Here is a 23,772-nt window from a genome sequence, read left to right on the forward strand (position 1 = left end):
ATGTCCCACCTGAAGATCGTCGTCATCTTGCGACTTTCGATCCGCAAAAATGCGCCTATGATTCGCTTGACCCTTACAATTTGCTTCTCCCTATTTGGGGGCGTCCTGCTAATGGCGGGCGAACTTCCCGAACCTTCCGAAAAGCAAGTCGACTTTGAACAAGATATCGCCCCGATTCTGACGGCTAAGTGCCACGATTGTCACGGAGCGGACGTTCAGGAAGGCAACTTGCGTCTCGATCGTAAGGCATCACTCCTGCGCGGGGGCGATTCTGGCGAACCTGGGGTTGTGGTTGGAAAGAGTGCCGAGAGCCATCTGATTCGATTGGTCGCGGGACTAGAAGCCGACCTTCGAATGCCGCCAGATGAGGGCGATGCCTTATCGGCGGATCAAATCTCTCTCCTGCGTGCATGGGTCGATCAAGGTGCGACATGGCCAGGTCCTAACGGTGTGGTCGAACAACAGCGACGAACTACGGATCACTGGGCCTTCCAGCCGGTTCAAGAAATCGAGACGCCGAAAGTCGCTGGTGACTGGGCAAAAAATCCTATCGACCAGTTCATTTGTGCGAAGCTAAACGAGAACGGACTAGTGCCCAGCCCGCCCGCGGATCGCCGAACTTTGATCCGCCGCATGTCGCTCGACGTACTCGGTCTGCCCGTTGAACCGGAGTCGGTTGACGCATTCATGGGGAACCAAGATCCAGCTGCCGTCGATCAGCTCATCGAATCCTTACTCACCAGTCGTCACTACGGCGAACGCTGGGCAACCCATTGGCTCGATTTGGTTCGCTTTGCGGAAACCTATGGCTTCGAAACCAACCGCGAACGGCCCGGTGCGTGGCCTTACCGCGATTACGTCATTGATTCGCTGAACGCCGACAAACCGTACGATCAATTTATATGTGAACAAATCGCCGGTGATAGTTTCGGCAATCGAATCGGGTTGGGATACTTGGTCGCGGGGCCGAACGACATTGTGAAAAGTCCGGATATCAATCTGACGCTGATGCAGCGGCAGAACGAATTGGACGACATGATCAACACAACCAGCACGACGTTTCTCGGTCTAACCGTCGGATGTGCGCGCTGCCACAATCATAAGTTCGATCCGATTTTGCAAACCGATTACTATTCCATGCAAGCCATCTTCGCTGGCGTTCAACATGCCGACATGAAGCTACCGTTATCGGAGGAGCAGCAGGAAGAAGCGGAATCACTGCGCCAGAAGATTGCTTCCATCGAACAGCAACTCTCTGAGTACCTTCGTCCTCAAGAGAGTGGCCAGTTTGTCATGATCGACGACGCCGTTGAGACAGCTGGCGATCGTGTCAAGCCGTTGAGTCAACTGGCTGGCAAAGGAGTGAATCACCCCGGCACGCAGCGCGGCCAAGCCGACGATCCTGGCGACGCAAATCGCAACGCCAATGTCAGTGGCGGCAAGTACTCGTGGTGGAAGCACAAGCCGGAAGAAGCGGTACTTGCCTGGCAGCCGCACGTCGAGGGGAAGTATCGTGTCTGGTTGTCGTGGGGATGTGGATACGATACGCATTGCCAAGATGCCCGCTACGTGATCGATCGCAACGGTGACCCGCAGACGCGCGAGGATTGGGAAATCATCGCAATTGTCAATCAACAGCAATTTGCCGACGGCGAGGTTCAACTGAAGAGTCAGCCGATGTGGAGTGGTTTCTATAACGCTTCCATCGCCGACTTGGACGCGAACGATCAGATCTTATTGGTTGGCGGCAAAACTGGGACGGCACTTACGGCTGACGTAATGCTGTTGGAAAAAGTAAACGACTCCAACGCCACAGCACCTGCGAAACCAATCTTTCGTGAGGCCGTTCAGGCTACCGGCAATATCGAAAAGTTATCGCCGACAACTGCCAAGTTGGTTCGCTTTACGATCGAAGCAACCAACGGTGGCCAGCCATGCTTGGACGAGTTAGCGATCTTCTCCGCTGGCAAGAATGTGGCCCTTGCGAGTGAAGGAGGCAAGCCGACCGCTTCTGGTTCCCTGAGCGGCTATCCGATTCACAAGCTTGAACATATCAACGACGGCAAGTCCTCGAATCGCCATAGCTGGATTTCCGATACCAACGGCACCGGCTGGGTTCAGATTGAATTGAAGGAGGCTTTCCCAATTGAGCGTATCGAATGGGCTCGCGATCGTGAGGGACACTACGCCGATCGTCTTGCTACCAGCTATCGAATTGAAGCCTCGCTTGACGGAGTTCAATGGAAGACGATCGCTAGTTCTTCGGACCGCCTGCCCTTGGCTTCACCACAGCCCGCAGCCGAATGGCTTTATCGATTCGACGAGTTGGCTGCCGACGAAGCGATTGTCGGAAGAGCCCTTCTGGCTGATCTCAAAATTGCTCGGACGCAATTGGAGAATGCTACGACGCCGCGAACGGTTTACGCCGGAAATTACATCCAGCCAGGTCCGACACATCGCTTGTATCGTGGCGAAGCGCTGGCCAAGCGGGAAGAAGTCGCGCCAAATGCCCCTGAGATCTTTACCGATCTTGAGCTTGCTAAAGATAGTCCGGAAGCAGAACGACGAAAGCAGCTGGCCGAGTGGATCGCTTCCCCCGAGAATCCATTGACCGCCCGAGTGCTGGTGAACCGTATCTGGCAGTTTCATTTCGGACGCGGCTTGGTAGATACACCGAGTGATTTCGGGGAAGCTGGCGTTCCCCCGACGCACCCGCAACTGCTGGACTGGTTGGCGGAGGAACTGGTGAAGAGTGGTTGGTCGATGAAGCATATCCATCGCCTGATTCTCTCGTCCGCCACTTACCAACAATCGAGCCATCCCAACGCGGAAGCCCTAAAGGTCGACGGTGGTACGCGTCTCTTGTGGCGTTACCCACCACGGCGACTGGAAGCTGAGCCGATTCGAGATTCAATTTTGGCAGTCAGTGGCGTACTCGACTTGCGAATGGGAGGCCCTGGATTCAGCGGCTTCGAAGTCGAACCGGAGAACGTGCGGCATTACCACCCCAAGAAGAGCTTTGGACCGGACGATTGGCGGCGGATGGTCTACATGACAAAAGTCCGTATGGAAAAGGACGCCGTATTCGGTCTTTTCGATTGCCCTGATTCGGCAACGTCGGTCGCGAAAAGAAGCCGTTCGACGACACCACTGCAAGCACTCAATTTGTTCAACAGTTCGTTCCTGCTACAACAAGCGGAACTTTTTGCCGAGCGGTTAGAGGGGGAAGGAACGTCACTCGATCAACGGATCGTCCGGGCGTTCGAGTTCTGCTATGCCCGTCAGCCCTCAGCCGAAGAACTAGCCGCCAGTCGCGAATTTGTCCAGCAGCAAGGCCTCAATTCGTTCTGCCGGGCACTGCTCAACAGCAACGAGTTCCTCTTCATTCAGTAACGCTGACCGAGACTTAAGATGTCAAATCCTACCAAACATGAAGCTCGGTCGAGTGTGCCTCAAGGACTCCACATGCTCGATCGTCGCAAGTTCCTAGGCCAGAGTGCGACAGGCCTGGGAAGTATTGCGTTGTCGGCGATCTTGGCTCAAGAGAAGCTGCTCGGGGATAATAGCGAAGCTAGTCGTGCGATCAGCGGGAAGTCGCCGATTCGTCCGAATATCGATGCCGGAAAGCCGTTTTCCCCACGGGGTTCGCACTTCCCTGCCGCCGCGAAGAACGTGCTGGTGATCTTCTGCTCGGGAGCATGCAGTCATGTCGATACGTTTGATTACAAGCCAGAACTGATCAGGCGACATGGTCAACCGATGCCGGGTGCCGACAAACTGGTTACGTTCCAGGGCGAGCAAGGTAATCTCACGAAAAGCCCCTGGAAGTTTCGCCCGCGTGGGCAGTCTGGCAAAATGATCTCGGATCTGGTGCCCCATTTGGGCGACTTGGCGGATGATATCTGCTTTTTGCATTCGATCACCGGTAAGACGAACACCCACGGTCCTGGCGAAAACTTCATGTCGACCGGATTCACGCTCGACGGATTTCCCAGCATGGGAGCCTGGGCCACTTACGCCCTGGGAAGCGAGAACCAGAATCTACCAGCTTACGTAGCGATTCCCGATCCACGCGGGACTCCTCAAGCCTCGGTCAACAACTGGGGACCGGGCTTTCTTCCGGCAGCGTTTCAAGGAACCGATTTCAACGCCAATCAGCCAATTCGCAACTTACAGCGACCAGCATCCATCAATCCCAAGAGTGATGCAGCAACGCGTGAGTTCTTGAATCAATTGAATGCTCGGCATCTTGAACAGTTCCCGGGCGACACCGAACTGGCCGCGCGGATCTCTAGTTATGAGTTGGCGGCCAGGATGCAGATGACGGTTCCCGAGGTAAGCGACATCTCAACCGAAACGCCTGCCATACTGAAAATGTACGGGGCGGACGATACGGAAAACTCTTTAAAGGCCGCTTACGCTCGCAACTGCATTTTGGCTCGGCGATTGATTGAACAAGGCGTGCGTTTCGTCCAACTATTTAACGGCGCTTACCAAACTGGTGGCGAAGGGGTCAGCAATTGGGACGGGCACAAATCGCTTAAAGCTCAGTACAGCAAGCACGGTCCGGTCCTCGACCAGCCGACCGCTGCCCTAATTAAGGACCTAAAACAACGTGGACTCTTGGAAGATACCCTGGTGGTCTGGTGTACCGAGTTCGGTCGCATGCCAACTTTCCAAAAAGGTGCCAGCGGTCGCGATCACAATCCAGAAGGGTTTACCTGTTGGTTGGCCGGTGCAGGTGTGAAAGCGCCTTTCACCTATGGCGCCACCGATGACTTCGGATACAAAGCGGCCGAAAACGCGATCGAAGTGTATGACTTCCACGCCACAATCTTGCACCTGTTAGGGCTCGATCACGAACGCTTGACCTATTACTACAATGGGCTAGAACGCCGACTCACCGACGTGCATGGGCACGTGATCCGTGACATCCTGGCGACTTAACCGATAGCTAGATTGAACCAAGTGCGGGGTCTGTTCTCAGATCAGTCATTCGCATAACTGCTAATCTCTCAACCACCGAGTTCCGGCCGACGATACGCATATTATTTCGTGTCGTCAAACGATTCGGTAAGGATCGTCTCATAGGCCTGGCGGGCCTCGTCGTAAGCGGCTTTCGCGGCTTCCTTTTCTTCTTTACGGATTCCGCCCTTCTTCGCATTCCAGCAAACGTCGACGGCGTCGCGGCACCATTGGGCACTCTTCCGACTGGCACGGATCGGTTGACCGGCCACTTCGACAAATACCGGATTCGTGTGGCAGGAAGGTAAAATTCGGAGGGCAACCCAGCTTGATCTTTCGATAGGCACATCAAAGGTGACCGTTTCCTGGTGACCGTCGGCAATCACTTCCTTGGTGGCGGCGACCTGGCCGTTAACAACCAGCTCGACAGGAACCTTCCTCGTGTTGCCGATACGGCTTCGTTCGACATGCCAGTACGGTTTCTCGTCGAGGCGCTTACGGCGGATATCTTCACGCGGCGATTCTTCCAGGAGAGCAGCCACATCACAAGTTACCTTCACGGTGGTTGGCGCGGCCAGGTTAAGCTGGCTGATCTTTCCTTCAGAGCCAGGTTCCCCCACCGCAACATCGCCCACGCGGAAATCGATCAAATGACTTTTTCCGTCACCACAGTAACTTCGCCCCGTTTTCACTCCTTGAACCCAGGCATCGAAGTCGAGCGGTTGGTCTTCATCAAGCTTTACATAGATACGACCAAGGCCCACGCGTTCACCGTAAATACAGGGGAAATCGGTCTCGCCGGAGATGCGAGCCCGATAGCCGCAATTAAGGGTATGATACCAGATGTTCAGTTCCCAGATCGATGGCGTATCGACCGCGGAGATAAAGTCGGAAGCCTCGTGAGCCACGGTCACGATAAACTCGTTCGCCCCAATCCCGTTAAACGGTGGCATCGCGTAGTCGGGCAGCTTATCCGCCGAGCGACCTCGCCCGGTCGGAACGCGTTGCCCATTGTCGGCGTAGTCGGGCAAAGCCAGCCCCCAGCCACTGTGACTGTAGCCAACGATCCCTCCCTGCGATTGGCCCCACTTGAGGACAGGAAGCGTCCAACTTGGCCACTCTTGAATCAGGGTGGTATCAGGGTAGTCATCTTCGGTCAATCGCAACAGGCACAAGTGGCCGGCATGGGAAGAAGGAAAGCCACTTACCTCGACGTCGTATCGCATCAGGTAATCATCTTTCGAAAGCTTCGAGACGTCCCCTTCAAAAAACTTTTTCTGAGCGTACCAGCAAGGCCCCCAGCTCAGCACGCAGCCGACGTTCAAATCTTCGCCCAGAATGTGCCGCATCATATCCTCGGGACCAACGCCTTCAGTTGGGGAGTCGTAATGCGCACAGCCAGCCGCATGAACGTGATGATCTCCTGAGAACCAGTTTCGTTTAGCAGGATGAATCCAGCGTTCTAGTTGCACATCGAAATGTTGCTCGGTCGGTTCTGGTTCGACAACCAGTTGCTTTTCCAGTAAGCGGTATTCTGGACCACGGCTGATTTGCACGTGGTAATGTCCGGCTGGTAATAAGATTGTTTCGCCATCGGATCGGTAAACTTGATCATGAAAGAAAAAGTCGGGGGCAAGTCGCCTGGCCGGGTTGGGATAGACGCGGCCGAGTTTGTCTTTGAAGGTAAAAGCGGCCATCGTGCCGCTGCCATCTTCATCCTTCACATCGAGAACCACCTCGATCGATTTCTGGCAATCAAACAGCAGGGGGACTTCGCTCCGAAAGCCGAGGTCTTGCGTCCCCTGTCCCACATGAAAGCCGAGCGTCGCCTCACGCTTGCCTGCATCGCGGCTGTATAGCTGAATGATGCGATATTCGAGCTCCAGCCCCGAAAGAGTTGGTCGCAACGGCTGGCGGCGAAACATCTGAATATCGAGAAATCGTTGCTTTGCCTCTGCGGGCGTGACAAGTTTCTGGTCCGTGCTTGGTCGTTCGCGAGCTCCTTTACCACGCATATAAAGCGGCGCCGCTTGCGGGCTTTGAACGACAAGTTGCGGGTTAATGCCGGCTTCGTTGTGGACTTTAATTAGGAAGGTACGCCAGCCGTTTTGCATCAGTTCTGGCTTGGCTGGGCCAGGTTCTGCCTCGACCCGACTTTCTGCATTGATGTGGACAAACGCCACGCAGTAAGGATCCAACACCTCCTGAATGGCGATGGCCGCTTCACGCTCGTTCTCCGAAACTGAAGCGGCACTTAGCTTTTCCTTCTCTTCTGCCGAGAGCGGCGCCCCAGCAAACTGCAATGCTTCGACCAGTCTGCCAGTCGCGGCGGAAAGCGGTTGCTGAGCAACGTTATTGATCGGGTGAAACGGCTCGGCTGCGGATAGCGAGCCCATCGAGAAGAAAACAATCACCAGCGATACGAAAGGAGCCTGAGAAGACATTCGGCGATCTCCTGAAAGGCGAGAAGAGGTGAGGATTCGAGCGGAACCGTCATCGTATCGCACGCAATCGAGGGAAGCCAGTATTTTCGGCTCGGTTAAGACGTGAGACTTGCCAAGCGTGCTACAACGCGTTCATCACGAATTGACTCAAACGGAAATCTCGCCCTTCTGCTAGAATCTGGCGTTAGGGTCGATATTCATCAGATAAGGCGTGATAGCGTAATTAAGATAGTTAGTTTCGGATGCCATGTTTCACCTCGATCAGCCAAATATCCACTTATGATTGATTTTAAATACCGAGCCGACATCGATGGTTTGCGTGCCGTTGCAGTTATCCTCGTGTTGCTATTTCACGCCGATCTTGGCTTCACGGGAGGTTACATAGGAGTAGATGTGTTCTTTGTTATCTCGGGATTCTTGATCACAGGATTAATTCTAAAGGAGCTTGAAGCGGGGAAGTTTACACTCACCAGTTTTTGGTTGCGTCGGATTCGCAGGATTATTCCAGCTGCGACTGTAGTCGTAATTGGCACTTTTGTCGCAGGCTATTTTCTTTTATTGCCTGGCGACTACGCAGATTTCGGCAAGTCCGTTGTTGCACAGCAACTAATGCTTTCTAATTTTTACTTCTGGCAGAACACGGGTTATTTCGACGGTGCTGCCGACTTGAAGCCGCTATTGCACACATGGTCGCTAGCGGTGGAGGAACAGTTCTACGTCATATATCCATTCTTGCTCTTGCTATTGACGCGGTTTCGACCGCAAGTTGTATTCTATGGATTACTGCTGGCAATATTGGCTTCTTTGGCCATGAGTGAATACGGTGTTCGGTATCACCCCTCAGCTTCGTATTTTTTACTGCCAACTCGGGCGTGGGAGTTGATGATTGGTGGAATTGTCTGTCTTTTGCCCAAGCCGACACGAGTCCCGTCATTGATGAGAGAAGCAGTTAGTTGGGTTGCTTTGTGTGTGATGCTGGGGGCAGGATGGTTCTACACACCCACTACACCGTTCCCTGGAATGAATGCATTAGCTCCTTGCCTGGCTACCTCGCTGCTGATTTATCTGAATAGTCTCGAATTTTCCAGCGTTTCGACATTGCTCGCCAGAAAGTCTGTGGTGTTTGTTGGTCTCATAAGCTATTCGCTTTACCTATGGCACTGGCCGATTCTGAGCTATTTGCGTTATTACCACGGACAGGACCTTTCTATCATCTCTTCGATATTGGCGCTGCTTACAACATTCGCCTTGTCAATTCTCTCATGGCGATTTATTGAGACTCCGATTAGGAATAAGGAGTACTTTCTATTGCCTCGAAAGGTGGTCGCAGCGACTATCACAATGCTCGTCATCAACGTTGCCTTGGGAATTGTTATTCAAATGTCAGGCATCCGCTCTCGTTTCAGTGAGGAGTTTCTTGCTATCGTTGAGACTCCTTACGCGGGACATGAGTATGGAGCAAAGGGCAACATCAGTGAAGGATGGACTTTGCCTGTGATTGGTGATCGTAGGGCAGTTGGAAAACCTCGTTTCACGTTATGGGGCGACAGCTATGCAAAATGTGTATCGGGTACGATTCATGAGCTCGCATTAAAGTATCACATAAAGGGGCTCGATGCGGGCCTGGGTGGTGTACCTCCGTTACTTGACACATGGACGGGAACAGAAAACTTTGAAAAGGCGAACTCGTTTAATCGATATGTTGTAGAGCAAAGCCGGAAAGAAGGCGTTCACTGGCTTATCATGTTCGCGGCTTGGGACATACATGTCGATGGTATGTCAAAATTGCGTGATCAATATGGAGGCAGTTCGTTTGATGCGTTCAAAAGAGGCTTTGAAAAGACGGTCGCAGAAGCAGAGAAATCGGGAATCAAAATCGCGGTATTGATGCAGCCCCCATATCAAGCAGAACACGTTCCCAAGCAGATCGCTCGAATGCAGATGGGCGGTCATGACGGAATGTTTCATGGCGTATCCATAACCGAGCACCGTGTGTTTCAGGAACGGTCTCGGCAGTTTTTTGAAAGCTTCGGAAATCGAATAGTATTGTTGAATGCCGAAGCTTCATGTTTCGATCAAGAAACAGGTCTGAGTATCATTGGTAAAAATATCAGCCCATACTATTCCGATTCTGGGCATCCTTCACGAGATGGCGCTGAGGTGTTCTTAAGACCTACACTCGAACTGTTTTTCTCTTCACACTTTGATGACAAGGCCCACAATGTTTCACGAAATTAGTGAACCATCTTGGCATATGACAATCGATAATAAGGTTTGATCGAATAAACACGCGCCGAACCAGATCGAGGGGGAGAGATCGGGTGCGACGCGTGTTGCTTGGAAATCAAAAGTTCCCTCGCACCGCGGGCGAGGGAACCAAAATGGTTGTCACTTACAGCAAATCACCGGGTTTGTCCGCCGGATCGAGGTCGAACCGGTCGAGGTTCATCACCTTATTCCAGGCCGCCACAAAATCGTGAACGAACTTCTCTTTCGCATCTTCGCTACCGTAAACTTCTGACAAAGCACGCAGTTCGGAGTTCGAGCCAAAGATCAAATCGACCCGCGTACCGGTCCACTTCGATTCGCCTGTCTTACGATCTTTGGCGACGTAGATGTTTTCGTCGTCCGCCGACTTCGACCAAGTGGTACCCATATCCAAAATGTTCACAAAGAAATCATTGGTCAGGGTTTCTGGCGAATCGGTTAAAACCCCGTGTGGCGAATCGCCAGTGTTGGCGTTGAGAACGCGGAGTCCACCCACCAAGACGGTCATTTCTGGAGCGGTCAAGTTCAGGAGGTTCGCCTTGTCGACCAACAGTTTTTCCGCTGGTTGGCGATGGCCTGATGCCAGGTAGTTCCGGAAACCATCTGCGGTTGGTTCCAGCGGAGCGAACGATTCGACATCGGTCATTTCGTCGGTCGCATCGGTCCGGCCAGGGCTGAACGGAACAGAGACGTCGTGGCCGGCGTCCTTGGCCGCTTTTTCGACGGCGGCACAGCCACCCAGGACAATCAAGTCCGCCACGGAAACCTGCTTGTTGCCAGTTTGAGCCTCGTTGAATTCCTTCTGGATGTTCTCCAGCTTCGAGACGACGGCAGCGGCGATTTCAGGATCATTCGCTTCCCAATCCTTCTGGGGAGCCAGGCGAATACGGGCACCGTTGGCACCACCCCGATTATCAGAGGCACGGAAACTGGCAGCCGAAGCCCAAGCGGTGGAGACCAAGTCCGAGACCGAGATGTCAGCTGCCAAGATCTTGCTCTTAAGTGCGTCGATATCCTTGTCATCGATCATATCGTAGTCGGCCACTGGGACAGGATCTTGCCAGATTTGTGGTTCTGGCACTTCCGGGCCGAGGCAGCGGGAATGAGGACCCATATCACGGTGCGTTAGCTTGTACCAAGCCTTGGCGAAAGCCTTCTCGAATTCTTCTGGATGCTCGTGGAATCGCTTCGAGATCTTGGCATATGCTGGGTCGGTCTTCAACGCGATGTCGGTCGTGAACATCATCGGAGCGTGCGACTTGTTCGGATCGTGTGCATCCGGCACAGTACCTTCGCCTGCCTTGTTTTTCGGCTTCCACTGATTAGCACCACCTGGACCTTTGGTTACTTCCCAGTCGAATCCATACAGGTTGTCAAAGTACTCGTGCGACCATTGAGCAGGCGTGGTCGTCCAGGCACCTTCCAATCCACTGGTGATCGTATCGTCACCATTACCACTGCCGAGGTTGTTTTTCCAACCCAGCCCCATCATCTCGATGCTGGCTGCTTCTGGTTCTGGTCCAACGTGGTTGGCTGGAGGTGCGGCACCGTGAGCCTTGCCAAACGTATGTCCCCCAGCGATCAGCGCGACGGTCTCTTCATCGTTCATTGCCATACGGCCGAATGTTTCTCGGATGGCCTTGGCGGCTTCCATCGGATTGGGTTCCCCCTTAGGTCCTTCTGGGTTGACGTAGATCAAACCCATTTGCGTGGCACCGAGTGGGTTTTCAAGATCACCGTTCTCGACTTCATAACGCTTGCCGCCGAGCCACTCGTTTTCTGGACCCCAATAGATGTCTTGTTGAGGTTCCCAGACGTCTTCCCGACCACCCGCAAAGCCAAAGGTCTCGAAGCCCATCGACTCCAAAGCGCAGTTGCCGGTCAACACCATCAAGTCGGCCCACGAGATCTTCTTGCCATACTTCTGCTTGATAGGCCACAGCAAACGACGTGCTTTATCAAGGTTCGCGTTGTCAGGCCAGCTGTTGAGCGGAGCGAATCTTTGCGTGCCGTCGGACGCACCACCGCGGCCATCGGTCACGCGGTAGGTCCCAGCGCTGTGCCAAGCCATGCGAATGAACAGCGGACCATAGTGCCCATAATCGGCTGGCCACCATTCTTGCGAATCCGTCATTAAAGCCTTGATGTCCTTTTTGACGGCTTCCAAATCGAGCTTGTTAAATTCTTCGGCGTAGTCGAACTTTTCGCCCATTGGGTTGCTCATCGGAGCATTCTGGCGAAGAATCCCAAGATCCAGCTGGTTCGGCCACCAATCGCGGTTGGTTGTGCCTCGCATGCTGTGATCCATCGCTGCTTCTGGGCTCTTATCGCCAGAGGTGTTTGCTGCGGCAGCGGCGGCTGTAAAGAAGTTGATGGCACCAGTAACTGGACACTTACTTCCCGCTGGTGCATCGGCACCGTGGGAAGGAGCGAGACGCGCGTCGTCACCGAAGGCGGTTGAGGCGAAGCAGAGCATCGCACAACTCGCTACGGCGCGTTTGAAATGAGTAATTTTAGGCATGATCTCTCCAAGCAGTGAGGTGGACTTACGACATCGGTGTTCCTGACCGACGGCTCAACACTTGAAATTATGGACCTTGCTACGTGATACATCCAATGCATTCTGCTTATGCTTACTATGCATAAAACGCATGGTTCCACGACGAGAGAACATGGGCGGAGAATTGATCGTTGTCGGGCTGAATCGGGAGTTATCGGCGGAGGATTTGCCAAGCTTGAAGTGGGCAGAAGTGTCTAGGTTGTCGAAGAAATCTATTGCCGCGATCTGATGATTTGACGCAGACTGCGTAAGTTGCCTCACCTAAAGGAAGGTAAGCATCTCGTCTTCGCGATTATCCACCCTCCTCGTGTTAAGCAGTCTAAGCTTTTGCGTTTGCCAAGAATAAATTGAATCCGAGTCGAGCCTGCCAAGCTCAGGGTAAGTTGAGATGGCTGAGCAAATTCGCAGGAGAACTATGGGGAACAAGGATGATTGAGCACGTTTCAATGTTAAATCTCAGAAACTTCCGGCTCGAGCAAGATAGCGGGAAAACTAAGATCGGACACTCCTACTGTACCGTTTCCGGAGAACCCGCAAAGATCGTGATAGCTGACTGCATGGTTGCCATGAGGCAACTGGTTGGAATCGTGCACTTACCATGCGGGTTGCGGTGGGGAATTCTCCGCAGGTAACCAAGATGCATGAGAACAACCACCAAGTTCAACACTATGATCAGGCCAAGTTTGGCAAGATAGACGTGAAAACAGAAGCCGCGAACTTGCGTTTCAGGTCGTTATCTCTGACCTAGCTTCCATTATGGCGGTTGTGACACGACCTCGCCGAAGTGCTATGTTAACGCTGATTGCAGTCAGGTTGCGGAAGTTTCGTTGGCGATACGACCTAAAGCAGGCTGGAAGAGTTGTCGATTGAGACAAATGGAAAGCTTGCCGACGGATCGATTGCCCAGTACAGCAAATCTGGCCGCGGTTGTTGGCGTTATCCTTTCCATTTCCATTGAATACTCTACCGCTAGCAAGGTCCCATGCTCGAAAACACAACTGGTAAGACTCTCGATACCCATCAGAAGGCTCTCAGCGTTAACTTAGATAACCGACGCTACGGAACCTTCGCGGAAATTGGTGCTGGTCAGGAAGTCGTCCGGTGGTTTTTCCGCGTTGGCGGAGCTGCTGGCACCATCGCCAAGAGTATGTCGGCTTACGATATGCAAGTGAGCGATGCCATTTATGGGCGAGCCGCTCGTTACGTTTGCCGCGAACGCTTGCAAGCGATGCTCGATCAAGAGCACGCGCTGAACATCGAACGTTTGACCGAAGCTCGCGGCGAAACGAGCACTTTCTTCGCCTTCGCCGATACCGTGGCTGCCCGTGGATACCGCGGCGGCAGCGATTGCCATGGTTGGATGGGTATCAAGTTTCAAGCTCACCCGCGCGACGAAGATAGCCAGATCATTCTGCACGTTCGCATGCTTGATAACGAGATGGCCCTGCAGCAGGAAGCACTTGGAATTGTCGGTGTGAATCTAGTTTATGGTGCGTTTGCTTATCATCACGAACCAGAAATGCTGGTCGATTCGCTGCTCGACGGTCTGTCGACCTCGCGCATCGAAATCGACATGATCGAATTCTCAGGCATTGCGTTCCGCCGTGTCGATAACCGCCTGATGAGTTTGAAGCTGGTCGAACTCGGACTCAGCGGCGCGGCTATGTTCGCAGCCAATGGCGAAGTATTGCAGCCATCGGAATTCCTCTACCGCAAACCGATCTTGGTCGAACGTGGTAGTTTCCGTCCAGTCTGTAACGTCAATGTCGATATGTTACGGAGTGCCAACGAGAAGTTTTCGGAACTTCCCGAGGTTAAGGGGAAGAACGTCGCTCAGATCATGGAAATCACCATGCGGAATCTGAAGGCCGAGGGCGAAATCGATCGCCGCGACTTCCTGGCCCGCGCTGACGTAATGGCGGCTTGCGGTATGAATGTGTTGATTTCCGACTATTTCGAGTATTACCGCTTAGCAGCCTATCTAGCGCGTTACACCAAAGAGAAGATCGCTATCACGATGGGGGCCGCAAGCTTGGTCCAGTTGTTCGACGAGAAGTATTACACTCAACTTGACGGCGGCATTCTAGAATCGTTTGGACGATTGTTTAAGAACGACTTGAAGATCTACTGCTACCCGCTGAAGAATCGCGAGACGGGCGAACTAACGACTTGCGAGAACCTGGAAATCAAGCCTGAGCTTAAACAACTCTACGGCTACTTGATGGAACGTGGCGGGATCAGCGACCTGGACAACTATGATCCCGAATGCTTGTCGATTTTCTCGCGCGACGTCTTGCGAAAGATTGGCGAATGTGATCCATCGTGGGAAAACATGGTTCCCGATACGGTCGCCGCCGTGATCAAAAAACGAAAGTTCTTCGACTACCAATGCGAAGAAGACCAGTGCCGCTCCCGGTAGGTGACCCAGGCTACTTCCCTCTCCCCAGTAGACCGTGGAGAGGGAATACGAAAACAGAGTGATTCGTTATTCTTTCTCCGGCGCAAAGATCGTCTTCCAATCGTTCTTCATGCTGATCACTACCCACCCGCTTTCTTTGGCTTCGTCCATTAAGTCTTGAGGAAAGGTGCCGAAGGGGGAGTCTGGCAGACCGTTTGCTGGGCCATACGCGTATTCTCGCTTGGCATCGTCGTGGAAGACCAACATCTTCAAACTAGGGCCGGTACCAGCAGAGCACCACTGTAGCATCTCGCGGTCGCCGGCTGAGTTACCGAACGATGCAATCGGACGTTTGCCAATAAATTGGTTGATTCCGACTGGCTTGCCAGCTTTGTCGTCGACAAAGTTAATTTCCGGCAAACGCATTAGGATTGGCTTGCCATCTTTCATTTCGAATTTTGTTGCGATGGTGGTACCGACGACCTGTTCAGCGGGAATACCGTAAACCTCCATCGTCATCGGACGCATGAACTCGATGCCCCCGCCCGAGACGATGAATGTTTTGAATTCATTCGCCCGCAGGTACTGCAGAAGTTCCAACATTGGAAGATAATTGCATTCGGTATATGGGCGTTTGAAGCGGGGGTGACGAGCCGTCTTAAACCAATCGGTCACGATTGCCTCAAACTCTTCGGTGGTGATCCCCGTGTGTGTCGCCACGATCAACTCGACCAGGCCTTTCTTTCCCGATGCGGCGACGGCCTTAAGGTCGTTTTCAAGAACTGCTTTGAACGGTTGCTGCGTTTTCCACTCCGGGTGCTGTGGGGCCAATGTACGCACGCGATCGAAGGCGAACGCCATCTGGGTGTACATCGGGTGTTCGGTCCACAAGGTCCCATCATTGTCGAACGTGGCAATCCGATCTTCCGGAGCGACGTAACCGCTCGAATCTTTGTCGGTCACCGTCTTTACGAATTCGATAATGGCTTCTTTCGCAGCGGAATCGTTCCACGAAGCGAGTGGCTCGGCCGCACGTATTGGCACCGAAATAAGAGCAACCAGAGTAAGACTGAATAGCCAAAGTGACAATCGATTGGGACGCTGCATGGTCGGTACCTCGTGACTCGTATCGTTTGATCAATTAAGTATTCGAATAGAAAAATGCGAGCCACCTGATGATGACTCGCATTTTTCGTCGTTTAGCAGTTCAAGTGTTAGTTACCCGTTGGTAATGGAATCGTAACGCCGTTCTTTTCCAACGCTTCTCGGACATACTTGAACCGTTGGTAATCGGAAAGGGTAATAGGCCCAGTGTACGTTTCACTCTGTAGCTTACGTGGCGGGTATTTAACATACGTCTTCATCAACTTCTGGATCGATTCGTTAATCGTTACCATCGTCCAGGTACGTTCCGTGAAGTTGTTCATGAAGATATCGTAACGTTCTTGCGGGTCTGCCCACAAATCGAAAACTTGAGGAACGGTTGCGACGTACTTGTCCGCCCCTTTCCAGCCCAGATTCGTGTCGACTGCCAAACCGCCGGTTGGTGCGCCATCGTCACCACGAAGGTTGAAGACCGCCTTGTAATTGCCGACACGAGCTGCACCAGGCGTCAGTTCGTTTTCGGTGAAGTAGAACCACGAAGTGCGTTCCGATTTGCCTTCGCCGGTCAGGACTGGGGTCATATCGTAACTATCGAATACGATCGGTTCCCCTTCGCGATCCTTCTCTGGCAGCTTCAAACCAGCCGCAGCGGCGAAGGTGGCCATCAAGTCCAAACCACCGACGATGTCGTGGTTTTTGACCCCTTCTTTGATCTTGCCAGGCCATATTGCGATCGCCGGAACACGGTTACCACCTTCACGCACGGTACCCTTGGTGCCGCGGAATGGCGTGTAGCCAGCATCGGGGTAAACATCTTGCCAGGCACCATTATCGGTCGTGTAAAACACAAGCGTATTCTGATCAAGCTTCAGTTCACGTAGCTTGTTCATGATGTTGCCGATACGGGAGTCGAGCTCGAATACCGAGTCCGCATACTTCGACTTCGAGAGCGACTTGTGCTCGTATTCCGGAGCTGGCAGGTTCGGCTGGTGAACCTTCATAAAGTTGATGTTGATGAAGAACGGCTGATTGGGCGTCTTCGCGGCGTCTTCCAGGAACTCGATGCCCGACTTTTCGACATACTTATCCATGAAAGGAATCCCCACGACCCCTTTCTCGGGCGTGTCGACATACTGGCCGTTGACTTTCCAATCTTGCTTGGCAGGTTCGCCGGCCTTACCAGATAGCGAGCCTTTGGTCACTTTGTCGAACATCTCACGCAGCTTCGGATCCATATCGGGGAACCAAGTCGGATCACCGTACGTGTACGCGTTGCAGTGATACAGGAAGCAGTGCTCCATCACGTCGTAACCTTGCGCGTTGGGCAGTGCGTAGTCCGCTTCACCCAAGTGCCACTTGCCGGTGAAGTACGTTTTGTAGCCTGCTTGTTTCAATACGGAAGCAAGCGTCCATTCAGCGGCCGGTAGTCCGCCCCCCTGCCCTTGGAAGGCAACCGTCGTCATCCCACTGCGATTGGGAATGCGTCCGGTTTGCATCGCAGCGCGGCCAGGCGTGCAGCTTGGTTGCGCGTAAAACGAAAAGAAGGTCATCCCTTCCGCCGCCATACGATCGATGTTCGGTGTGGGCATGCCGCGGCCCACGCCACCCCCGTAAGGTCCCAAGTCACCGTAACCAGTATCGTCCGATACAATGAATAAGATGTTCGGCTTCTTGGCTTGGCCGTACGTGGTTGTGGCTGTACTGGCGATTGCCGTCGCTGCGATAAGCAGCATGCAAAGATAACGCCACGCGGAGATTCTCATGGTTGGCTCCCTAACATGGATGTTGCGAAAAACTCTGGTCCGATTTCCTCAAGAGCCATCGCTTCTGTCCTTGGAAACACGCAAAAATCACCATACATAGCGTGTAAGACGAAAGGTGCTCTTTAAGGGCCTCTACCTTGATCTTCCCTCAGCACAATCCTAGGTGCTGGCCGCCGAATCCTGTTGAAGAACGAGCGTGTTTTTCGGCAATCGACTCGTGCATGAGTGATCATAGTATGATCATCTCGCCAATAGCCATTCACCCTATACAATGTTCCGATTGCATAGGGATTCTTGGGTCGAGATAAGAATGCTAATGAGCAACAACGTTCCGTGAATCGTCAGGCGCGAACGGATCGCAAGGTAGCCACTAAGGGTTAGCGGTCCAGGCACCGTAAGTTGTATACTGTTGCTAACCGATGGCAACTGGATGTCCATTTTCCGACAAGAATTGCGCATGAAGATTTTGTGTCAGGAGCGTTCGATACATTCTTTCGATCCGGAAGTTTTGATTGATGTGGTTGCCAATACCGGCTTCGATCAACGTTTGCTGCGGGGTGGTCAGTTTTCTGGTAGTCTCTCACGAATCGCTCTGCCAAACTTGCGCATCGATAAGGGATGTTACACACTACCTTGCTTCGCGCGCGGATCGGCGTCTTCCCAATGGGTCATGGTTGGCATGACGTTTACGGCCGAGCAATCCGCTTGGGTGAACGGACGGGATACCTATTTTGACGACTTCCAGCTCTATGCTGAAAATGCGGCCGTCGATTATCGAACCGTGCCAGACTCGCCCTGGGTTGCATTGCAAGTAGCACGCGATTGGTTGCAAGTTCAGGCAATAGAGCTCACCGGACGCGAAATCCCATATCCGCAGCATGGCTTTCAAAATGTTGTGGTGCCACGCTGGGCCGCCATGCAACTACGAGCAGAAATCGAGGCGCTAATTGTTAGCCAACGTGATCTACCGCTCGAGCAGATGAACTTGACCGCTGACCGATGGGAACGACGTCTTGTTACGACATTGGTCGCAGCCCTTTCCCATGCAACACCCGACCGGCCTTCGCTCGATATGCAAACCCGGCGAAAAAAACAATTAATGGAAGCGGTCGAGCATTACCTGATCCACCACATTACGGAAGACGTTCGGCTCGAGGACTTGGTCCGGTTTACGGGAACGGAAGAACGTAGCCTGCAACGTCACTGTGGCGAGATCTATGGATTGACGCCAAAACAGTTACTCGGGATCGTCCGGCTCAACCTGATCCGGGGCGAACTTCTTCGGCCTGAGAACAAGTATGCCAAAGTCCGGACGATCGCTCAGAAATGGGGCATCCGACATCAAGGGCGCTTCGCCGCACGTTACGAGGAACTGTTCGGCGAGAAACCAAGCGAGACGACGCCGCGATTCGTTAAGATGTGACCTGCTTACGAAACGTCGCACAGAGGAACAATCGGACTAGTCGAGTCCAACAATTGGCGCATCGTTACCCCGCGAAACGCGGCTTCCGCGGCCGCATACGATTTATCGAGCTCGGCATGCAGTGGGCAAAGTTCGGTGTGGGTCAGCAGCCCTAGCGGACATTCGCGAATTCGTTGCAGAGGCGAGACCGCGTTGATGACATCTAGAATCGTGATCGCATCAAGCGAGCCAGCCAGTTCGTAGCCTCCGCCAGGTCCGGGACGTGATCGCACGAGTGAGGCGGCTGCCAAGTCTTGCAACACGCGATTGAGGTAACGCCGAGGTACTTTCGTCTTCTCGGAAAGAAAATTGGCCGATGCCGGCAGCCCTTTCTGGGCAGCCATGGCGGCAACCGCGCGGAGCGCATATTCGGCCGTTTTTGAGATCATTTCGAGTCCTTCCGACCGCAGTTACCGCAAACCAGAAATGTATACATTGACCTGCACGTTTAAATGTGTACCTTTAGGTGTACGAATCAACTTTACCTCATCCCTTCGTGCGCAGCAAGTTGCTGCCGGGGCGAGGTGACGCTGGCCTTCGAGAAACCTCCTTCGTGGGGTCAACTGGAATGAAGTTAAGTCCCTCTGCTTGCGAAGTAATCACCGTTGGCGATTTCGACCAGCGTTGTGCTTCGTCGCAACTTGATGTGCTATTGAAATCGAGTCGTCTGCGAGTGATTCGCGTTGCTTTGGCGGCCGGCGCGTCGTTAAAAGAGCACACCGCCCCAGGCGAACTACTGGTTCAATGCATGCAGGGGAAAGTCGCGATGACCCTGCCGCATCGAAAGCAGGTGCTCGTGCCAGGTCAATTGATTCACGTGCCAGATCGCTTGCCACATGCGGTGGAGGCAATCGAAGATTCCCAACTGTTATTGACGATCGTGGTAGATTCCTAGTTTCCCACCTTGTAACTCCCGCCTAGCTACCCGCCACCTGCTCGAAAGATTGTCACCATGAGATTGTGGGCGTTGCCGTTTTTGCTGGTCATGTTGTCAGGAACTTCGCACCTGGGTGGGCAAGAACCTTACGACGAAGAGCCCATCAACTACAGCGAGAAGTCCGAGGACAATCCAATCGCTCGATTGCAGGCGAAGTTGGATGAAGGAACCGAAGACCTCGCCTTCGACGAAGATCACGGCTTTCTCAAGTCAGTCCTCCAAGCCTTAGAGATCTCGCAGGAATCGCAGGTGTTGGTTTATTCGAAGACCAGCTTCCAACTACAAGCCATTTCCCCTCGTACGCCGCGTGCCCTTTACTACAACGACCACACCTACGTCGGCTGGGTGCAAGGCGGGGACGTAGTCGAAGTCATGACCACCGATCCCATCCGTGGCGAGATCTTCTACACGCTACAACAAGACCCGGAAGAGAAACCTCAATTTATCCGCGATCAAGGGCAATGCACGGTTTGTCATGCCTCGTCACGTACTCAGCGGGTTCCAGGCGGCTTGGTGCGATCGGCGTTTGTCAATGCAGGCGGAATGCCACATTATGGCGCTGGCACATTCAATACCGACCAAACCAGCCCGTTCTCCGAACGTTGGGGTGGCTGGTACGTCACCGGGAGCCATGGTGCGATGCGGCACATGGGAAACGTCGTTTCACGCGATCGCCACGATCCTGAAAACATCGACCGGGAAGATGGCGCCAACGTGACTGACCTCTCTAAGCGATTCAAGGTCGAGACGTATCTCACGCAGCACAGCGACATCGTTGCCCTCATGGTGCTCGAACATCAATTGCAGATGCAAAACTTAATCACGCTGGCTAGTCACGAATCGCGTCGTGCGACTCATCACGATCAGATCATGAACAAAGCCCTGGAACGTGCCGCAGACTACGTCAGCGATTCGACCACGCGGCGCATCAACAATGCTGCCGAGAAGCTGGTGCGTTACATGTTGTTCGTCGACGAAGCAAAGCTAACCGACGAAGTTAAAGGTTCGTCCCGGTTCGCCGAGGAATTTCAAGCGATCGCGCCGACCGATACTCAAGGAAGGTCTTTGCGAGAATTGGACTTGAAGACGCGGTTGTTCAAGTATCCCTGCAGTTACATGGTCTACTCCGAGTCGTTCGAGCAGCTTCCACAGAAAATGCAGGCCACCATCGCCAAGCGGTTGCACGAAATCTTAAGTGGTAGCAATCCAGAAGAAGACTACCAGCATTTGAGCGCCGAAGATCGCCAGGCGATCCGCGAGATATTAGCGGAAACCAAGCCGCAGTTCTGGGCGTTGGGCCAGGCAAAGTAAGTTTGGGGACATGCCCGATTCGGTCATGCTGTGTTAGGCTGGGAGAATATTCTTCCCACAACCTAAGTTGCTTGAAGATCGTCTCGCATGACCCCTGACCGTCCCTTTGTTCGTCGCTTCGAGGATCTGAAGCGATATATCGATTGGCAAAGCGAAGATGTAGCCTGCTCAGCCGAATTGTTAATGCGGTTGGCTCCTCACTTCGATGCCATCATTACCGATTTCTATGACGAAATCAGTCGTCATGCCGCCGCATTTCGTGTGATCACCGGGGGCCAACGCCAGATCGATCGACTGAAGCACAGCTTGGGGTTGTGGTTGAACGATGCCCTTCTGGCTGAATATGACGCCACCTTTCTCGAGAAACGGCGTCGGATCGGGCGCCGTCACGTCGAAATCGGTCTCGATCAGATTTACGTCAATGCCGCATTCGCTCGGATTCGCGGGCGCTTACACGAGCTTCTCGGTGGGCAGGAAGATCTTTCCACTGAGCGGCTCGTCTTTCTGAAGAAGTCGCTCGATAAGCGGCTCGATCTCGACTTGGCGATCATGGCCGATGCTTACCATATAGAGTACCAGGTTCACCAACTACCGGTCGATCATGCGCGGTTGAAACAACAGAAGCGGCTCGCCGTGCTCAGTCGCGACGCACTCGCCGGAGCGCCGCTTGATGCGTTATTCGATCAAGCGGTGGCTTATCTCATGGAGACTTTCCAGGGAGATTTTGCCGAGTACCTCGAGTACCGCGCGGCAGATCAGATCTTTTGTTTGCGTTCCGCCGCCGGTTGGCCCATCCCTGAAGACGGTACGCCTATTGAACGTTGCTCACACGATGATTACTTCCGGTGGATCACGGCCAGTCGTGATTGCGTGGCGATCGAAGATCATGATTTGAGTACCGATCTGAACCCGCCGGCCCGCTATCGCGAGCAGCGGATCGTCAGTAGTTTGCAGGTCGCAGTTCGTATTGAAGAGGATGTTTACGGAATTCTCGGAGTTCATTTCCAAAAACGGCGTCAGTTTCATGCCTCGGATCATGACTACTTGGTTTCGATGGCCAACTTGATCGCCAACGCGGTCCATCGCAAAGGGATCGAAAGCCAACGCCAGCAGAGCGAATACCAGGTTCGCCGCTTGATCGAACGGTTGCCAGCCGGGGCTGTTTACGTAGCGGGAGGGCATTTGCAGGTCAATCAGGCCGTCGAGCAGATGACCGGCCGCTCGCGTACGCAACTGGCGACCATGTCTGATTGGAACGAACTGTTGGTGGAAGTCAGCGAAGATTCGATCCCCCGACCCGACGCCGCCGCTGCCGAGGGGACCATTCACCAATCGGAAGTTCGCATTCTTCGTCCCGACGGCGAGCAACGAATCATCGCCCAATTAAAGTTCAAGTCGGCGATCGACGAAATCTGGCTGCTGCACGACATTACCGATCAAGAGGAACGTCGCCGTCAGCAGCTGCAAGCTGAGCGGCTGGCCGCAATCGGGCAGATGATCACCGGCTTGGCCCATGAAAGCCGTAATGCGCTGCAGCGGATTCAGGCGTGCACCGAAATGCTTGAACTCGAGTTCGAGACAGAATCGGAAGAAATGAAATTGATTGGTCGGCTTCAGCAGGCTCAGGACGACCTTCAGCTGCTCTTTGATGAGGTACGAAACTACGCGGCTCCGATTATCTTGGAGAAACGCCCGACCGAGTTGATCCACGTCTGCCGTCAAGCATGGGAACAAACGGCACCCCTGCGTCGCGGACGCAAAACCGAGCTAGAGTTGATTGGGGAACAGGAAATACTGATACAAGCCGATCAATTCCGCCTCGTACAGGTTTTCCGCAACTTATTCGAAAATGCGCTGGCCGCTTGTCCTGACCCTGCGATCATTCGGACCGAAATCATCCCCTACGATGACGCCCAAGTCAAAATCACGGTCTCTGATAGTGGTCCAGGGTTTGAAGAGGCGATCGCCAAGCGGATGTTAGAGCCATTTTTCACAACCAAGACCAAGGGATCCGGGTTGGGCATGGCAATTGCATCACGAATCGTCGAGTCCCATGGAGGACAGATTGTACCGATCAGCCAGCCGGGAGACGGTGGGAAGTTCCTCCTGACGTTCCCGATCGAAGCCGAAGCCCGGTAGAGGTTTCCGATGAGAGTCGTTGTCGCCGACGATGAACCCGATATGCAGGACTACTTTGGGAAGATCCTTTCCCACCTGGGGCACCAGGTCGTAGGCGTCTGCGCGAACGGCAAGGAACTGCTGGAGACCTGCCAGAAAGTGACGCCAGACCTGGTCATTACCGATCTGAAAATGCCGGAAATGAACGGTGATGACGCGCTTCGTGAGATCTGGGAAGCGAACGCGATTCCGGCGATCTTGATTTCGGCCTATCAATGCCCTGATTGGATTACCCAGGGCAAATCGCTACCCCCGGTACGGTATCTGAACAAGCCGATCAATCGAGCTAAGTTGCAGTCGACGCTGGAGTCGTTTTCTGACTGCGAATTAGGTAAAACTGATCCGATCAAGAAGCCGGAAAACTAGTTAGATATCGGGATCT

14 protein-coding genes are annotated in these 23,772 nt (G+C 53.4%); 9 read left to right on the top strand and 5 right to left on the bottom strand.

Translation table 11 applies throughout. From position 1 onward, the window contains the following. Positions 1–57 precede the first annotated feature (57 nt). On the top strand, positions 58–3,393 hold the full coding sequence (locus C5Y83_RS05170) for a DUF1553 domain-containing protein (protein ID WP_158262236.1): 3,336 nt from the start codon (positions 58–60) through the stop codon (positions 3,391–3,393). Between the two features lie 18 nt (positions 3,394–3,411). After that, complete coding sequence (locus C5Y83_RS05175) at positions 3,412–4,947, top strand: DUF1501 domain-containing protein (RefSeq protein WP_199194991.1); 1,536 nt, start codon at positions 3,412–3,414, stop codon at positions 4,945–4,947. A gap of 101 nt (positions 4,948–5,048) precedes the next feature. Here C5Y83_RS05175 and C5Y83_RS05180 read toward each other — a convergent pair whose 3' ends face one another. Then, positions 5,049–7,409, bottom strand: coding sequence for a CehA/McbA family metallohydrolase (locus C5Y83_RS05180; RefSeq protein ID WP_199194992.1), 2,361 nt, complete (start codon positions 7,407–7,409; stop codon positions 5,049–5,051). A gap of 279 nt (positions 7,410–7,688) precedes the next feature. Between C5Y83_RS05180 and C5Y83_RS05185 the strand changes: the two genes are divergently transcribed. Next, positions 7,689–9,647 carry an acyltransferase family protein gene (locus tag C5Y83_RS05185; RefSeq protein ID WP_105328590.1) on the top strand — a complete coding sequence of 653 codons (1,959 nt, stop codon included), beginning with the start codon at positions 7,689–7,691 and terminating at the stop codon, positions 9,645–9,647. Positions 9,648–9,801: 154 nt separating this feature from the next. Here the strand turns inward: C5Y83_RS05185 and katG are convergent, their stop codons facing one another. Then, a complete protein-coding gene (katG, locus tag C5Y83_RS05190) occupies positions 9,802–12,198 on the bottom strand; it encodes a catalase/peroxidase HPI (RefSeq protein ID WP_105328591.1) in 2,397 nt (798 codons plus the stop codon). 1,021 nt (positions 12,199–13,219) lie between these two features. Between katG and C5Y83_RS05195 the strand changes: the two genes are divergently transcribed. Then, positions 13,220–14,656, top strand: coding sequence for a nicotinate-nucleotide adenylyltransferase (locus C5Y83_RS05195; protein ID WP_105328592.1), 1,437 nt, complete (start codon positions 13,220–13,222; stop codon positions 14,654–14,656). Positions 14,657–14,722: 66 nt separating this feature from the next. Here the strand turns inward: C5Y83_RS05195 and C5Y83_RS05200 are convergent, their stop codons facing one another. Continuing rightward, on the bottom strand, positions 14,723–15,742 hold the full coding sequence (locus C5Y83_RS05200; RefSeq protein ID WP_105328593.1) for an HAD family hydrolase: 1,020 nt from the start codon (positions 15,740–15,742) through the stop codon (positions 14,723–14,725). A gap of 107 nt (positions 15,743–15,849) precedes the next feature. Beyond that, positions 15,850–17,502 (bottom strand): arylsulfatase, encoded by a 1,653-nt coding sequence (locus C5Y83_RS05205; protein ID WP_105328594.1) that lies wholly within the window; start codon positions 17,500–17,502, stop codon positions 15,850–15,852. A gap of 457 nt (positions 17,503–17,959) precedes the next feature. Here C5Y83_RS05205 and C5Y83_RS05210 point away from each other — a divergent pair, with 457 nt between their 5' ends. Continuing rightward, a complete protein-coding gene (locus C5Y83_RS05210; RefSeq protein WP_158262237.1) occupies positions 17,960–18,925 on the top strand; it encodes a helix-turn-helix domain-containing protein in 966 nt (321 codons plus the stop codon). A gap of 5 nt (positions 18,926–18,930) precedes the next feature. Here C5Y83_RS05210 and C5Y83_RS05215 read toward each other — a convergent pair whose 3' ends face one another. After that, positions 18,931–19,353, bottom strand: a complete 423-nt coding sequence (locus C5Y83_RS05215) for an Rrf2 family transcriptional regulator (RefSeq protein WP_105328596.1) — start codon at positions 19,351–19,353, stop codon at positions 18,931–18,933. Positions 19,354–19,532: 179 nt separating this feature from the next. Between C5Y83_RS05215 and C5Y83_RS05220 the strand changes: the two genes are divergently transcribed. The 4 genes from C5Y83_RS05220 to C5Y83_RS05235 all read left to right on the top strand — a co-directional run bounded on the left by C5Y83_RS05220 (position 19,533) and on the right by C5Y83_RS05235 (position 23,756). Beyond that, a complete protein-coding gene (locus C5Y83_RS05220) occupies positions 19,533–19,859 on the top strand; it encodes a cupin domain-containing protein (RefSeq protein ID WP_146117640.1) in 327 nt (108 codons plus the stop codon). A 57-nt stretch (positions 19,860–19,916) separates the two neighbouring features. Continuing rightward, positions 19,917–21,212 (top strand): hypothetical protein, encoded by a 1,296-nt coding sequence (locus C5Y83_RS05225; protein ID WP_105328598.1) that lies wholly within the window; start codon positions 19,917–19,919, stop codon positions 21,210–21,212. Between the two features lie 87 nt (positions 21,213–21,299). Continuing rightward, positions 21,300–23,351 (top strand): protoglobin domain-containing protein, encoded by a 2,052-nt coding sequence (locus tag C5Y83_RS05230; RefSeq protein ID WP_105328599.1) that lies wholly within the window; start codon positions 21,300–21,302, stop codon positions 23,349–23,351. Between the two features lie 9 nt (positions 23,352–23,360). Beyond that, positions 23,361–23,756, top strand: coding sequence for a response regulator (locus C5Y83_RS05235; protein ID WP_105328600.1), 396 nt, complete (start codon positions 23,361–23,363; stop codon positions 23,754–23,756). The last annotated feature ends 16 nt before the right edge of the window (positions 23,757–23,772 follow it).

Origin of the sequence: Blastopirellula marina (assembly GCF_002967765.1) — a bacterium.
In the GTDB taxonomy this organism is placed as follows: Bacteria; Planctomycetota; Planctomycetia; order Pirellulales; family Pirellulaceae; genus Bremerella; species Bremerella marina_A.